The organism is Uliginosibacterium sp. sgz301328 (genome assembly GCF_041807905.1).
GTDB lineage: Bacteria > Pseudomonadota > Gammaproteobacteria > Burkholderiales > Rhodocyclaceae > JBGVSA01.
The window spans coordinates 95,355-110,738 of record NZ_JBGVSA010000015.1 but is presented as its reverse complement, the minus strand read 5'-3'; the positions used below and the strand labels follow the sequence as shown (position 1 = coordinate 110,738).

General features: G+C 62.7%; 13 protein-coding genes. 7 read left to right on the top strand and 6 right to left on the bottom strand.

Annotation, left to right across the window (positions count from 1 at the left end):
• The first annotated feature begins 685 nt into the window (after positions 1-685).
• From ACDA63_RS12995 to ACDA63_RS12980, 4 genes are all read left to right on the top strand, one after another.
• Positions 686-1,525, top strand: coding sequence for a THxN family PEP-CTERM protein (locus ACDA63_RS12995; RefSeq protein ID WP_373663681.1), 840 nt, complete (start codon positions 686-688; stop codon positions 1,523-1,525).
• A 217-nt stretch (positions 1,526-1,742) separates the two neighbouring features.
• Entirely contained in the window at positions 1,743-1,934 is a 192-nt protein-coding gene (locus ACDA63_RS12990; RefSeq protein WP_373663680.1) for a hypothetical protein, read from the top strand.
• 19 nt (positions 1,935-1,953) lie between these two features.
• A complete protein-coding gene (locus ACDA63_RS12985; RefSeq protein ID WP_373663679.1) occupies positions 1,954-3,033 on the top strand; it encodes a WD40/YVTN/BNR-like repeat-containing protein in 1,080 nt (359 codons plus the stop codon).
• Between the two features lie 237 nt (positions 3,034-3,270).
• A complete protein-coding gene (locus tag ACDA63_RS12980) occupies positions 3,271-4,083 on the top strand; it encodes a DUF2272 domain-containing protein (RefSeq protein WP_373663678.1) in 813 nt (270 codons plus the stop codon).
• Between the two features lie 36 nt (positions 4,084-4,119).
• Here the strand turns inward: ACDA63_RS12980 and ACDA63_RS12975 are convergent, their stop codons facing one another.
• Both ACDA63_RS12975 and ACDA63_RS12970 read right to left on the bottom strand, forming a co-directional pair.
• Positions 4,120-5,346, bottom strand: a complete 1,227-nt coding sequence (locus ACDA63_RS12975; RefSeq protein WP_373663677.1) for a pectate lyase — start codon at positions 5,344-5,346, stop codon at positions 4,120-4,122.
• Between the two features lie 118 nt (positions 5,347-5,464).
• Positions 5,465-6,544, bottom strand: coding sequence for a pectate lyase (locus tag ACDA63_RS12970; RefSeq protein WP_373663676.1), 1,080 nt, complete (start codon positions 6,542-6,544; stop codon positions 5,465-5,467).
• An 857-nt stretch (positions 6,545-7,401) separates the two neighbouring features.
• Between ACDA63_RS12970 and ACDA63_RS12965 the strand changes: the two genes are divergently transcribed.
• Complete coding sequence (locus ACDA63_RS12965) at positions 7,402-8,892, top strand: phospholipid carrier-dependent glycosyltransferase (protein ID WP_373663675.1); 1,491 nt, start codon at positions 7,402-7,404, stop codon at positions 8,890-8,892.
• 51 nt (positions 8,893-8,943) lie between these two features.
• On the opposite strand, the gene ACDA63_RS12960 is transcribed toward ACDA63_RS12965, so the two are convergent.
• Complete coding sequence (locus ACDA63_RS12960) at positions 8,944-9,822, bottom strand: HDOD domain-containing protein (RefSeq protein ID WP_373663674.1); 879 nt, start codon at positions 9,820-9,822, stop codon at positions 8,944-8,946.
• 165 nt (positions 9,823-9,987) lie between these two features.
• Between ACDA63_RS12960 and ACDA63_RS12955 the strand changes: the two genes are divergently transcribed.
• The gene (locus ACDA63_RS12955; protein WP_373663673.1) at positions 9,988-10,995 is read left to right on the top strand and encodes an oxidoreductase; all 1,008 of its coding nucleotides are present in this window, start codon (positions 9,988-9,990) and stop codon (positions 10,993-10,995) included.
• Between the two features lie 50 nt (positions 10,996-11,045).
• Positions 11,046-12,176: a diguanylate cyclase gene (locus ACDA63_RS12950; protein WP_373663672.1), complete on the top strand. Its 1,131-nt coding sequence runs from the start codon at positions 11,046-11,048 to the stop codon at positions 12,174-12,176.
• 33 nt (positions 12,177-12,209) lie between these two features.
• Here the strand turns inward: ACDA63_RS12950 and ACDA63_RS12945 are convergent, their stop codons facing one another.
• From ACDA63_RS12945 to ACDA63_RS12935, 3 genes are all read right to left on the bottom strand, one after another.
• Positions 12,210-13,676 carry an NAD-dependent succinate-semialdehyde dehydrogenase gene (locus tag ACDA63_RS12945; protein WP_373663671.1) on the bottom strand — a complete coding sequence of 489 codons (1,467 nt, stop codon included), beginning with the start codon at positions 13,674-13,676 and terminating at the stop codon, positions 12,210-12,212.
• Between the two features lie 206 nt (positions 13,677-13,882).
• Positions 13,883-14,110 carry a hypothetical protein gene (locus tag ACDA63_RS12940; protein ID WP_373663670.1) on the bottom strand — a complete coding sequence of 76 codons (228 nt, stop codon included), beginning with the start codon at positions 14,108-14,110 and terminating at the stop codon, positions 13,883-13,885.
• A gap of 120 nt (positions 14,111-14,230) precedes the next feature.
• Positions 14,231-15,355 carry a JmjC domain-containing protein gene (locus ACDA63_RS12935; protein WP_373663669.1) on the bottom strand — a complete coding sequence of 375 codons (1,125 nt, stop codon included), beginning with the start codon at positions 15,353-15,355 and terminating at the stop codon, positions 14,231-14,233.
• Positions 15,356-15,384 lie beyond the last annotated feature (29 nt).

Here is a 15,384-nt window from a genome sequence, read left to right as displayed (position 1 = left end):
AAAGTAGGTCATCGTCAGACTACCTATACCGCAAAGCCCCGACAGCGACACCGCTGATCGGGGCTTTGTCTTTGGATTGGCCCCGCAGGGGGGCCGTGATTGCGGGCGCGCTCGTCGTTGTGGCGCGAGCGACCCGCCTGCCCAAACCCCCGGCTCCAAGCCCGCCCTCAGCCCGCACCGCTGACGGCTCCGCCGCATACTGACCTCCGCCAGAACGTCGGGCCGAAACGTTACGCCCAATCCCGCGCCAGGGGGCAGCCACCACCAATCGCATCTCGCGCGCTGCCGCGCTCCAGCCACCGCTTCGCGGTCGCCGTGGCCATGCGCGCCTTTCTTCTGTTTCTGAGGCCCTAGCCCCGCTCAAAGCGCGCCAAAAGTCGCAGGTCCTGGCCCACCCGCGAACAATCGTCATGTGCACGGCCCGCAGTCCAAGACATCACGCCAAGACAAATTTGCCTCATTCGTAAAGCCTGTCACACGCCGATACGCGTACCTGAAAGTCACGGCCTGTTTGGGCACATTTCTTGTCGGCACGTCTTACACCTACAGCTGGAAGGGGATTGTTGCTGCCATTAGGTTATTGAAAATAAAAATAAAATCTCCTCGGGCACAGCCGATGCTTAAAGGGCTCCGACCCTTGGCGCAAGCCCCCTAAAACGTCCTTTCAAAGAACCGAGGTGCTGTGATGAGAGAGTGGTTCTCATATTTCAAAACATGTGGAGCATTCGCGGCGTTGCTCTTGCTGGCGTCGGGTGCTCATGGCGCAGTGCTCCAGTGGAACTACAGCGTATCGAGCACTTTCACCGCCGCGACGCTGACGGCCGGTTCGATCTCGGTGCCATCAACCACATTGAGCTGGGGAACCCCTACGGGGCCGGGCGGGCAGAGCTCACTCAGCATCGGCAACAATCCTGCTGCGGGAACCCTGTCGACATATCTGGGTGGTGGGGTGCCGCCGCAGTCTCCGCCCTATCTCGCGACGGACATTTCGTTGACGCACAAGAACGAGCCGATCCAGGGCGAGTCACTGAAGACGGCCGTTCTGACCAGCACGATCACGCTTGATCCGCTCGTTCCGAATCTGCCGGCGCTGCCGAATCAGTTGGCGTCTTTCAACATCCTGTTCTCTGAAACGCCGAACGAAACGCCTTGCGTTGCAGCCAGTCCCCCGGGTAATCCCTGCAATGACATCTTTGTCCTGCAGTCGGGACTCCTGAATCAGACATTCCAGTTCAACGCCGGCGACGCCGATGGTCTGTTGACCTACTACGTGAACATCTTCCCCATCGCCGGGGGGGCTCTGAACATCCTGAGCAACGCTGTCTGCGCGGCCGCCGGCGCTGCGAATGGCTGCCTTGGCTTTACGACGATCGAGGGGCAGACGAACACTCTGCAATTCGGCTTTACGATCTCGACGCAGCCGCTTACCGTCACGCGCGTGCCTGAGCCTGCCATGGCGGCACTGCTCGCAGCGGCACTGCTCGCATTTGCGATGGCCCGTCGTCGCCACTCAGTGCGCAAGTAAAGCGGAGGACCATTTCAGCGATGACCGCCCCGACTCAGATCGGGGCTTTTCTTTTTGGCGTTGCGCGAAGCGCAGGCGAGCCATGTGGACGCGCATGGGCCCGTTGCTAGACTGAAGTTCTCGTTCTGCGTGAGGCTTCATGGTCCGAGTCGTTTTTGCCCCCGCTCTGCAACGCCATGTCGCCTGTGAGCCCTGTACCGTCGATGGGGCGTCGGCCATGCAGGCGCTGCTGCAAGCGCTGGACGGCTGTCCGGCGATGCGCGGGTATGTTCTTGATGATCAGGGAAATCTGAGGCGCCACGTCGCGGTCTTCGTTGATGGCGCCATGGCGCGCGATCGTGTCTGCCTGTCGGATGCGGTGACCTCCGGCAGCGAAATCTATGTCGTTCAGGCCTTGTCGGGTGGGTAATCCTTGAGGAGTGCGGGAGATGGCGAACGCAGACAGAATCATGGTCGGCACGCGCAAAGGCTTGTTCGAGTTGCGCCGCAATGAAGGGTGGCGCGTCACTACCCGACATTTCCTGGGCGAACCCGTGAGCATGGTGATGGTCGATCCACGCGACGACACCGTCTATGCGGCGCTCAACCTGGGGCACTTCGGTGCCAAGCTGTGGCGTCGCGAGTCCGGTGCTTCGGAATGGTCTGCGTGTGGCGTGCCGGTATATCCTCCCCAGCCCGAAGGCGAGCACGGCAAGTCCTTGCAACTGATCTGGTCTCTCGAGGCAGGAGGGCCTGAGGAGCCGGGCGTGCTATGGGCCGGCACCATTCCGGGTGGGCTTTTTCGATCGAATGACAAAGGCGAGTCATGGGCGCTGAATGTGCCGCTCTGGGCGCGCCCCGAACGCGCCGAATGGTTCGGTGGCGGATACGACCAACCTGGTATCCATTCAATCTGTGTTGATCCGCGCGACAGTCGGCACCTGAGCATCGCCGTGTCTTGCGGCGGCGTGTGGCAGACACATGACGGCGGCAATGAATGGGCCCCCACGTGCCAGGGAATGTATGCCGATTACATGCCGCCGGAGCGTCGCGAAGACCCCGTCGTTCAGGATCCGCACCGCATGGTCCAGTGCCCGTCCGACCCCGATACGCTGTGGGTTCAGCACCACTGCGGCATCTATCGCTCCATCGACGGCGGGGCGAGGTGGATGCGCGTCTTCGCGCAGCCTTCAAGTTTCGGCTTTGCCGTGGCGGTGCATCCTCATTTGCCGGATACCACCTGGTTCGTGCCGAGCGTCAAGGATGAATGCCGCGTACCCGTCGACGACCGCTTTGTCGTCACCCGCACAGATGATAGCGGCGCGAGTTTCGCCACGCTGTCGAACGGCCTGCCGGAAGGCCACGCCTATGACCTCGTATACCGCCATGGGCTGGACGTCGACGAAACTGGCGAGTGTCTCGCGATGGGTTCGACGACCGGAGCGCTGTGGTTGACCGAAGACGGCGGGCTGCATTGGCGTTGCCTGTCTGCGCATCTGCCGCCCATCTACGCTGTCCGATTCGGCTGACGGCGCTTGCGGTAGCTATCGCGCTGCGGCCAGAATGAGGCTCGCTGTTGTGCAACATGTCTCCCATCCCCGATGCCGATCCTCTCTTCCCGATTCGCTGCCTGTCGCCTGACCCTCTCAGTATTGTTGAGTGCGTTGCTCGCCGCGTGTAGTACGGCCCCGGTTACTCCACCCGCCCCACCACCGACCGCACGTCCCCAACCCGTGCCGATTCCGGACGATTCGCGCCTGCCTGTCGTGCCGCCGGAAGCCACTCAGCGAGAACGCATCATTGATATCGCCATGCAGGAGTGGTTGCGCTGGGGGGCTCAGGTCGTGAAGATCGATCGTGCGGGGCGCGGGTGCGTGAGCGAGAGCGCGTTGCCGCCACCCCCGGAATACCTGGCCGCCCGCGCCGCGGCCGAGGCCGGCACGTCAGGTCTCGCGGCGGCCATTTCGCCGTGTCTGCGATACCCGGACGGTACGGGCATGGAAGCCACCGAGGACGGCTGCGAGCTGGCATTGCGGTACTGGCACGTGTTGGGCAGAGAGCCGGATTGCCAGGAAATCACCACCGCGCGCTGGGCCTGGTCCGCCGCCTTCATTTCGTGGGTGATGCGGCAGGCGGGGTTGAACGACGATCAGTTCCTCACCGGTGAGGCGCACAGCATGTACGTTACCGATGCGCGAGACGGCATCCTCACCCAGCCGGCATTTCGCGTCGAGGCCTATCCAGCTGTGCCGCAGCCGGGTGACATGATTTGTTCAGCCCGCGACCCTTCGCAGGGCATCGTATCTGTGGAACAGATCACGTTCGGTCGTACGCCCATGCATTGTGACATCGTCATCGAAGTCGATCCGGCCGCGCGCGTGGTCAAGGCCATCGGCGGCAATATCCAGCAATCGGTGTCGATGAGCGAATTCGAATGGGACCCAGCATCGCCCCCGCCGGCCACCATGCCTCAACCGCAGGACGCGTTCCAGTTCATCTCGGCGGCCCCGAGCGAGAGCGAGGAACTCGCCCGGCCCGGGATGCCGTGGTTGCTGGTGATGCGCAACCAGTTGAAATGATCACAAGGCGTGGCGGGCGAGCCGCCACGCGCCGGATCAATACGCGGTCACGTCCGTTCGGCTGATGTCGCAGGTGGCGGTGTTCCACTCTTCTCCAAGCTTGGTCGACTCACCGTTGTGGTCCGTCACACCCTGGAAAGTCATGCAGATCTTCGGCCCTCCGGACACGTAACCCTTCACCTGCAGATTGCGTACCGTGGCCTTGTCGCCGTAGTTCTTGTTCACACCGATCAGGTCGCCCGACTTTTCGATCCTGACGTTGTTGACCGTCACGTAGCGGGGACCGCCATTGCCATTGCAGTCGCCGCAGGACCGGTACAGCTTGCCGATGGTACCAAGCGTCTGGAAGTCGCTGATCGCGATCGTCGAGCCAATGCCGTTGTGCTGGAACACCTTGTCGCCGGCATTGGCCGCCGAGCCGCCGGCCACGGTCATCGTCTTGCCGGCACCGCCGAGCATCGTCGCGGCGTCTTCGCACACGTCTTCCCACACCACATTCTGCAAAGTGCAGTTGCCCAGGCAATGGATGCCATCGGCTGCGTTGGCATTGATACGCACATTCCTAATCGTCGCCCCGTCAGCCAGGGTGAATACCGGCTGTTGGCTCTCCGATTGACCATTGCACGCAGTACCGACGGTTGCACCCCCGCAATCGACCGTCCCGGTTATCGTGGAACCCGGTGCGCACGCGCTTGGCACGCTCGAACTGGACGAACTCGAACTGCTCGAGGACGTACTCGACGATGTGCTCGACGACGAACTGCTTGAACTTGAGCCTCCGCCGTATACCTCGAATTCCGTGATGGACGGCTGCGAGGAAGCCGAGGTGACGTAGAGCCGCACGGCGGTCGTACTGACGGCGCCGAATGAATACGTCTTTGCGGCCCCCACCGACGTACCCGTCGCCAGCGTCGTCCAGGTCGAGCCGTTCAGATACTGCAACTGATGGCCTGTGATGCGGGACGCATATTCGCGCAACGTCACCGACGACACCGTCTTCGCCGAAGCAAATGTAATCTGCAACCACGTACCGCTGCTGCTGTTGCTGGCTTGCCAACGCGTATTGACGTCGCCATCGTTGGCCTTGGCGGGCGTGTAGCTGCTGCCCGATTGCGTCGATGCCGTCGCCGTTGCGCCGATGGCCAGGTTCTGTGCCCAGGCTCCGGTGGACAAAGCGGCCGCGACCACCGCCCCGATGGCGAGGCGGATCAGGCGTGCGGAGTGGAGGCGTTTGCTGCTACAGATCATCTTGTGTCCCCTCATGGAATATCCGCGCAAGCGGCGCGGTGCGCTATCGGCGACGTCGGGCGTCGATGCTGCCGTAAGTCGTCAATGTCATTGGAATGCGGTGCGGCGGCGGGCATGGCCCGCCGCATCGTGCTCATTGCCCGGTGTTGAGCTGACTGGGCGGAATGAGCGTCACATCGGAAATGCTCACGTCGCAGTTGACCGTGTTGAACTCCACGCCGAGGGCGCTCGTGCTGCCCTGGCCCTTGACTACGCCTTGGTACACCTGGCAGATCTTGGTTTTGGACGTGCCTGTGTTGTTGAGCGTGAGGCTGCGGATGGTGGCGACGTCACCAAAGTTCTTGTTGATGCCGACGATGGTGCTGACGTCGCGTGCACGTACATTCGTGACGGTGACCTTACGTGGGCCACCATTGCCGGTGCAGTCGCCGCACGAGCGATACAGCTTGCCGGCGTTCTCGAGGTAGAAATTGCTGATGCGCACCTCGCCACGACCGTTGTGCTGGAATGTCTTGTCCGATGCGCTGTAAGCGCCGCCGCAGTTCACCGTCATGACCGAGCCGACGGGCCCGAGACCCGTGGCGGCATCTTCGCCGACGTCCTCCCACCACACGTTATTGATCGTGCAATTACCCAGGCAATGGACGCCGTCTGCAGCGAGCGTGCCGATGACGACGTTCCTGAGCGTGGCACCGTCCTGCAGCTCAAAGACCGGAGGCTGTCCTTCGGATTGAGAGCCGCCCGAAAGGTTGAATCGCTTGCCGCCGCCGTCATATGTTTGCCCGGCGGGCACCACGATGGTCGCCGACAACTGCACGGTCTCGTTCGGCGTGCCTTGTACCGGGCAACTGCCGATCGGGCCGGAACTCGAGGACGAGCTCGACGTTGAACTGGATGAGCCGCCGGATGACGAACTGGACGAAGATGAACTCGACGACGATGAGCCGCCCGATCCGCTGATTGGAATCGAGCACTCATTGACGCCTCCGCCAATGCGGCCGCCAAAGGTCGCTTCCGAGCAAACGAACGTGCCATCGAGCGTCTTGTGGAGGAATTGGTCCGCCCGTCCGAATGCGACGTCGATCGGACCGGCAACGGTACATGTCTTGCCCTCATTGCATATCGTCTTGTAATTGGCCGGCCGGTTCGCGGCATGTGCGCCGCTTACCGCGATGCCGGCGATGACGCCGAACAGCAGGTGTTTCAGATTCATATTGGCCTCCTGGTGCGATGGATCTGGATGAACTGCCGAGGCAGCGCGACAGGGCTGCCCTCGCCGCGCGCGAGCGCAACGAACCTGCCGGCGCACGGCAAGGCCCGTGCGTCGGATGAAAGGCGATAAAGGCGTGGGGCGCGCTCAGCTCGGCGCGCGCGGTCGATCCGCGTGGACGCGGAAGATGGGCAGGCAGGTACGGATGATGGGCGGGCGGGCAAAAGCAATGCCGGCCCCGGACGGCGGACGTCTCATGGCTGCATCTCCTCCTCTGGGATGTCAGCGTGGCCGCTGCCGTTTTGGCATGTCGTTGCCAGCGCTCATGAAGTCTTCCGGCGCTCCTGTGCTGACGCGTAGCGTCGCAGCCGTCCTCTCTCGGCGGGAGTCATCCGGTCCACTCATGCTCGCGCGCAATGCTGGTCGAACGCGCGATGTTCAAAAACTAGCAAGTGGCAGGGCTAAATCAAGGCGATGGGCTTATCGCGTTGGGACCGGTTCCGAGTTGTATGCCAAATGAATGTGCTGCATTGCGGTCGTGGGGGGCGAACTTTGTTGTACGGAAAAGCCTGAGCAAGGTGTGCTGTGCAACAAGCGGTGACCGGTTCCGGCGGCGCCCGAAAAGAGGCGCGACCGTGGCAGCCGACGAACGGTCGGTAATCGATGTGCCCGGTCGCATCTCGCCGACGAAAGTGCAGGAAGCCAATCGACCCGAACACCAAAACGTCACCACGGGCATCTGCGAAGTTTGTTAAATTCCCGCACTTTGGACACGCGGTGTGGATGGAGACGAGATGGGGCGGGCGACAAGAACAAACGACGGCCACGAGACTCAGCAAGCAACCGAGGAGGTCGCTGTCGTGCGGCCCTGGTGGCAACGGGCGTGGGCAAGCTGGCTGCTGGTGAGCGTAGTGGCGTTGGCGGTGTACTTCGTGGATTACGGGCAGCCCCGGCACCTCTTCTGGGACGAGAACTATCACAGCACATCCGCGCAGCGCTATATCGAAGGCATCGCCCAGTTTGAGCCGCATCCGCCCTTGGCGTTGATGCTGATCGCGGCGGGGGAAAAGCTCTCCGGCGCGAACAGCAGCCTCGACAAGAACAAGATGACGCTGGTGAAGTACATCGGCGGCAACGACCTGCCCGAGGGCTTTCAGCCCTGGGGCATGCGCCTCATGCCGACGATTTTCGCCGCGCTGGCGGCCATCGCGTTCTTCGGGCTCGCGCTGGAGCTGACGCGAAGCCGAGCGGCGGCGCTGCTGTTGTCGAGCATCTACATGTTCGAGAACGCTTTCATCGTGCACTTTCGCGCCATCCATCTGGACAGCTTCCAGATGCTCTTTGCGATCCTCTTCTTTTGGCAGTTCGTGCGTGCCTGGCGCAGTGAGACGCCATTGCGCTGGCAGACCTACGCAGCCATGGGGGCCGTGGCCGCTCTGGCGCTCATGGTCAAGGTCAACGGCGTGCTGTTGCTGGCCTTGTTCGTGCCGCTGTATTTCCGCGATGCCCGCCACCTGTCGTGGCGTGCCTGGGGCAAGCTGGGGCGCGACTTCGCACTCAAGAGCGGTTCAGCCGTGGCCGCGCTGCTGCTGGTCGTGTGGGCGGTGTTCTACGTCCATGCGTTGATCGGCAATCGCGTGCCGAGCATGGCGGGCGAGGCAGGGCGTCAGGACATCCAGAACATGTCGCCGGCCTATCGCAACCAACTCGAAACCAGCGGCGCCGTCACGCCCTGGCTGGTGGCTGGCATTGCACGCGACTACTTCAAGTTCATGGACAAGGATCACTTGGGCGTGCCCAAGCTCGATGTCTGCAAGCCGGGCGAAAACGGCTCGTATCCGCTGTCGTGGGTGGTCGAGAACAAGAACATCAACTATCGCTGGGATTCGAACAACGGCAAGACGAGCTACGTGCAATTGGCCGGCAATCACCTGAGCTGGTTGCTGGGGCTTGCCGCCGTTGTGCTGGCGTTAGGTCTGATGATGGCGCGGCGCATATTCGGCATGCCGGTGGCCGACACGCGCATCTATGGGCTGATCGAAGTGTTCGGCGGCCTGTACGTGGTGTTCATGGCCTTGCATATCTATCTGGGCTCGCAGCGCGTGATGTACCTGTATCACTACTTCCTCGGCCTGCTCATCAGCTATGTGCTGGTGGTGCTGCTGTGGATGTACCTCGAAGCGGTCAAACCCTTCGTGAAACGCCATCGCCTGGCGTTGCTGGGGTCGTTGGCGGCGGTGATCTTCGTGTCCTACGCCTATGTCTCACCGCTGACCTACCATTGGCCGCTCAGCAAGCAACAGTGCGAACGCGAAAACTGGCTCCACCAGACGGTGGAGTGCCAGGGCTGAGTTGCTTTCATCCTTGCGAAGACGGCGGCCGTCGGCCGCTGTCACGAATCTTCAATCCGCGCCTTGACCGGGCGGATTGACGCCCTCGATCGCCGGCCAATGTTCCGGCGGCACCCCCAACCGTTCCAGTACCGTCTGCACCGAGAGACGCAGCAGCGACGCGATGCCCGCGTAGTCATCCGGCAGCGCCGGATCGGACCAGCCATTGGCGGCGTGACGTGCCAGGTCGTTGGCGAGTAGAACATTGCGCACGCGCACGTTGTCGGCGTGCGACGGATCCATCAGCGTGACAAGCAATTGCGGCAGGCCCCAGGCCCGAGCCAATGCGACCTGGAGATCGTGGATCGCTACACCCAGGATTGCCTGCTGCGCGTGCGCGCTGCGCAGGCCCGGCGTGTCTTGCAGAAGCTGGCTCACACGCAGCATCAGCGTGGGTGCGAAACACCAGCACAGAATTTCCGCTGCGTCGTGGAGCAGGGCGGCAACGGTGATTTCGTCGACCTCGATGTCGTGGCGCTGTATCGCCCAGTCGCGCGCATGCCGGGTGGCCGTGCGCGCTCGTGCGATGACGCGCAGCACGCCCACCAATGCACGTGGCTGTGTGGACAGCGTGTCTTCCACCGTCGGCAGGTCCGAGAACTTGTTGAAGAACGGCGTAATGCCGAGCATCAGGATGGCTCGGTCTATGGTCGTCACATCGTGGTTCTGGCTGCTGCGTCGCCGCGCTTCGAGATAGGCCAGCAAGCGCATGGCCAGCAGCGGATCCTGCAGCACGACGGCGGCGATGCGCCGCGCGCTCACGGAGTCTTCGTCGGCGCGCAGTTCGGCAAGCATGCGCGTGCTACGGCGCAGTACCGGCAGGTCGTTGTTGCTAAAGAACGCGATATAGCGGTCGATGTTACTTAGCGGTGTGGCAATCAGTGTCGTCATCGCGGTTTCCCCCGTCTGACTCAACTACGACTGCTTCGCGCCTGACTTGAGCGCGCAGGCTGCGTCGCCCCGTCGTCCGCCTTCGACCGCAAGTCAGCCGCCCGAAGGGGTAAGCTGGCGGCTGTCTATAATCGACCGCTGCTTGCGGTCCACAGGAGAACCGCCATGACGCCATTCAAAGCCCTGCTGATCGAAGAAGTCACGACCGAAGGCCGGCGCGGCATCAAGAGTGGCTTCGTCACGCTCAACGAAGGCAATCTGGATGCCGGCGACGTGCTCATTCGCGTCGACTATTCCAGCGTCAACTACAAGGACGCGCTGGCAGCGACCGGCAAGGGCCGCATCGTCAAGCGTTTTCCGTGCGTGGGCGGTATCGATCTGGCCGGAACGGTAGTTGAAAGCGCCGCGCCGCGATTCGCGCCGGGCGACAAGGTCATCGCCACCAGTTACGACCTGGGGGTGGCGCACCATGGCGGTTATGCCGAGTACGCGCTGGTGCCGGGAGGCTGGGTGTTGCCGATGCCCGAGGGCATGGATGCGCGCGAGGCCATGGCGATCGGCACGGCGGGCCTGACGGCGGCCATGGCCATCAATCGCATGGAAGATAACGGGCTCAAGCCCGAGAGCGGCCCGGTTCTGGTGACCGGGGCGACGGGCGGCGTCGGTTCCCTGGCTATCGACATGCTGGCCGGACGAGGTTATGAAGTAGTCGCGCTCAGCGGCAAGGCTGATCAGGCCGATTGGCTGCGACACCTCGGCGCTGCTCGCGTGATGGCGCGCAGCGAAGTACCGGCGGACATCAAGCCGCTGGACAAAGGTTTGTGGGCGGGTGCCGTGGACAGTGTCGGTGGCAGCACGCTGGCGTGGATTGCGAGCACGACCAAGCCGCAGGGCGTGATCACCAGCATCGGGCTGGCGGGCGGGACCGATCTGAACACGACGGTCATGCCGTTCGTGTTGCGTGGCGTGGCACTGATCGGTATCGACTCGGGCTACGCCGGGTTTGCCGTGCGCGAGCGCGCGTGGGCGCGCCTGGCAACCGATCTGCGCCCGCGTCATCTTGCTGACGTGGTCCGCGAGGTACCTTTCGAGGCCTTGCCAGAAGTATTCGAACAACTGATGTCCGACCGCGCGCACGGGCGCACGGTAGTACGCATCAACAGCGAGCTGTAACAGGGAGCGGGCGCGGCCCGCACGACGGATCAACTACGGAAAAGCTGTCAATGGCCGAGCAAGTGATGTCCGAGGTCGGAACACAACTGCCACGCGTGCTGATCGTGGACGACTCGCGCATGGTGCGTGCATCGCTGATCAAGCAGATTCGCGACAAGTTCGACGTGCGCGAAGAAGGCGACGGCGAGGCCGGCTGGCAAGCGCTCTTGCTCGATCCGACCATCGAAGTGGTGATCTCCGATATCGGCATGCCGCGGCTGGACGGCTTTGGCCTGCTGGAACGCATTCGCGCCTCGCGCCTGTCGCGCGTCAATGCGCTGCCGGTGCTCATCATTTCGGGTGAAGACGAAAATGAAGCGCGCTTGCGCGCCCAGCAGCTCGGCGCCACGGATTTCATCACCAAGGGCACACCGCGGGTCGAGCTCGTCGCACGTCTCGAAGCACTCGCCAAGCTGGCCCAGACCCGGCGCGAGCTCGAGCAGAGCCGCGAACAACTGGTGCGCCGCAATCGCGGCGACGTATCGGTCATGGTCATCGAAGTCGATCACTACGATCGCCTATGCGAAACCTACGGCCACAGCGTCGGCCAACTGGTGCACCGCAAGCTCTCCAAGCTGCTCTCCGCCAAGGTGAGGAAAGAAGACACCATCGCGCATCTGGCCGAAGGGCAGTTCGCGGTGATCTCGCCGACCGCCGATCTCGATGCCTGCGGCGCCTTCGCGCTGCGCTTGCGCCGTGCCATCGAAACCATCGTCATGACGTACAAGGAGCATCGCATCCGCGTCAGCCTGACGGTGGGATTGGCCAGTGCCCACGGGGACGATCGCATCACGCTTGAACAACTCCTGCAACTCGCTGCGCAGCGCGTCGCCGAAGGGCGTGCGATGGGCGGCAATCGCGTGGTGTCCGATTCGGGCGAGGTCACGCCGGACAACGTCGGCCGCTTCAGCCGTCTGGCGGTGAGCGTCGACCATGCGCTGACGCAGATCCGCAACGGCAGCACCGACGAGGCACGCCGCCGCCTGCGCGAGTTGACGCAGACGCTGCTGCCGCTGCTCGAACTCATCGAATCGGAATACCGCGTCGGCCTGCCGCTGCAGGAACTGGGCGAAAAAGCGCAGAGCGCGACCGACCTGCACGCCACCTCGACGCTCGGCGCGCGTACCGTCTGGCGCACCTGAAAGCGAGCCGCATCGATGCGGCCCCGTGGCTGGCTACATCCCGGCCATGCAGAGGTATTTCATCTCGATGTATTCATCGATCCCGTAACGCGAGCCTTCGCGGCCGAAGCCAGATTGCTTCACGCCGCCGAACGGCACCGTCTCATACGAGATGAGGCCGGCGTTGATCCCCACCATGCCGTATTCCAGCGCTTCGGCCACGCGCCACACGCGTCCGATGTCGCGGCTGTAGAAGTACGCCGCGAGTCCGTAGGGCGTGTCATTGGCCACCCGGATGCCTTCGGCTTCATCGCGGAATTTCATGACGGCGGCGACCGGGCCGAAGGTCTCTTCCTGCGTGATCAGCATGTCGTTCGTCACGCCTTCCAGCACGGTCGGCTCGACGAAGCGGCCGTCGCGCACCTTACCGCCGGTGACGATGCGGGCGCCCTTACCGGTCGCGTCATCGATGTGGCGGCGTACCTTGGCGATGGCGACGTCATCGATCAGCGGACCTTGCTCCACACCGGGCTCGAAGCCGTTGCCGACTTTGAGGGCGGCCGAGCGCGCCGCCAGCCGCTGGAGGAACGCGTCATATACGCCTTCCTGTACGAGAAAGCGGTTGGTGCACACGCAGGTTTGCCCTGCGTTGCGGTACTTCGAGACCATGGCGCCGTCGACCGCGGCATCGACGTCGGCATCGTCGAACACCAGGAAGGGCGCATGGCCGCCAAGCTCCATGGCGAGCTTCTTGACTGTTGGTGCGCACTGCGCCATGAGGATGCGGCCGACTTCGGTCGATCCTGTGAAGGACAGATGACGCACGCGATGGCTGGCGCAGAGTGTCTTGCCGACTTCGATGGAATTGCGGCCGTCCGCCGTCACGACGTTGAACACGCCGTCAGGAATGCCTGCGCGCCGAGCCAGTTCAGCCATCGCCAGCGCGCACAGCGGCGTCTGTTCGGCGGGTTTCACGACGATCGTGCAGCCTGCCGCCATGGTGGGCGATACCTTGCGGGTGATCATCGCGATGGGAAAGTTCCAGGGCGTGATGGCGGCGCACACGCCGATCGCCTGCCGGATGACGACCAGGCGCCGGTCATTGGCGGGCGAGGGGATCACGTCGCCGTAGACGCGCTTGGCTTCCTCGCCGAACCATTCAATAAAGGAAGCACCGTAGGCCACTTCGCCGCGTGATTCACTCAGCGGCTTGCCTTGCTCCAGCGTCATCAGGGCGGCGAGGTCTTCCTTGTGCTCCATCAGCAGTTCGAACCAGCGGCGCATCAACTGGGCGCGCTCTTTCGCCGGCCGGTCGCGCCAGCCGGGAAATGCGTCCTCCGCCGCGATGATGGCGCGCTCGGCTTCATCCGGTCCCAGATTGGCCACCCGGGCGATGACCGCGCCGGTGGCGGGATCTTCCACGTCGAACGTACTTGCGCCTGAGGACCACTGACCTGCGATGAACGCCTGTTCACGAAACAAACTGGCGTCGCGAAGGCGTGCGGAGATGCTGTCGGGCATGGTGTTCTCTCCTGTGTCGGGACTTGGTACGGGGCGAGGAGGCCCCCAATGGATCGTTCGGTCCATTCTGGCATGCGGACCTGGAGCGGGTGAGGCGGGGCGGTACGGATTGGCGCGCAAAGCGCGTGCCGGAGGAGATGCGCGCGGTGCGCAGGCAACAAAAAAGCCGACCCACGGGTCGGCTTTTCGTCGCAGCGGATGCCTGATTACTTGGCAGCCGGGGCGGAAGCGTCAGCCGGAGCCGAAGCATCGGCCGGAGCGGAGGCGTCAGCAGCCGGAGCCGAAGCGTCGGCAGCCGGGGCTTCAGCAGCCGGAGCGGCTTCCGGAGCGGATTGTTCAACAGCCGGTGCCGGCTCAGCCGGAGCTTCTTCCTTCTTGCCACAGGCAACAGCGGCCAGCGCGATCAGAGCAGCAACGAGGAGAGACTTGTTCATTGTTGGTTTCCCTTGCAAAGATGTGCAATAAGCTAGATATCTTGATCGACCTCGATGGCGGCCGATTCCGCAATTATATCCATGGGGAACGCAAAATTGCGAACCTCATGTCGCAATGCATCATCGCGCTGTTACATTCAAATGCACAAATCCGGCGCAATACCACTCATGTAACAATTGCCAGGTTTCGTCATGGGCCGTTTCGATTTTTCCGATTTTCCGTTCGTCAGCCAATTGGCATAACAGTGCGGAATCGTGTCGCACGACAGACTCCTCGCCATTCATGAAAAGGCGTTTTCCGCGATAAAGGAACTGGCTGCGCAGATCGAGCGAAAGCCCCGACTGGCGGGCTTTTCGAACGAATCGCGCCAGGCTGTCGGGTGTCTCGAGCGGATCGAAATAGACATGCGGTTTGGGCTCCGACATATATCGCCCGATAAAACGCGCGACTTTTTCGTCGTTCCACCGAATGCTGGCCAGCATGTCAGAAACTTGCCCGATCATATTGGTCTGGATCTGAGCCGGATGTTTCACTGGCGCTTGGTCCGGATCGGTATACATGCCTTTTTCATTTACATCTTCTTGCAAAAAAGCCAAGAACTCGGTGACAATTTCCTGGGCCGAAGGCGCCCTGAATCCAATCGAGTAAGTCTGGCATTCGCCGATCGCAATACCGTCGTGCGCATAGCGCGGCGGCAAATACAGCATGTCACCCGGTTCAAGCACCCATTCCTGGCTCGGCTTGAAGTGACGAAGAATCTTCAGCGGTGCGTCTTCGACCAGGCTGAGGTCGCGTTGCGCACTGATGCGCCAATGACGCTTGCCCATGCCCTGCAATAGAAATACGTCGTATGAATCGAAGTGCGGGCCCACGCCGCCGCCATCGCTGGCATGCGAGACCATCAGATCGTCCAGCCGCGTGTAGGGCAGGAAGTTGAATCGGCGCAGCAGCGCGTCGGCTTCCGGCACGACGAGATTCAGGCCTTGTACGAGCACCGTCCATGGCCCGCGGCGCGGAATGTCGCGGCGACCGAGCGGACCGCGCGCGATTTGCCAACGGCCGTGTCCATCGCGACTGACTAGGCGTGATTCGACGTCCTCGTCCGCAGCCAGCTCACGCACCTCTTCCGCCGAGACCAGTCCAGTGAAGCCGGGTACCGCCTGACGGACGAGCAGGGGCTTTTTCTGCCAGTATTCAGCGAGAAACTGGCGCGGCGTAATGCCGCCGAGAAGGGGTTCGATCATGGCGCGCAGTGTAACGCTTGTTTGTGCGC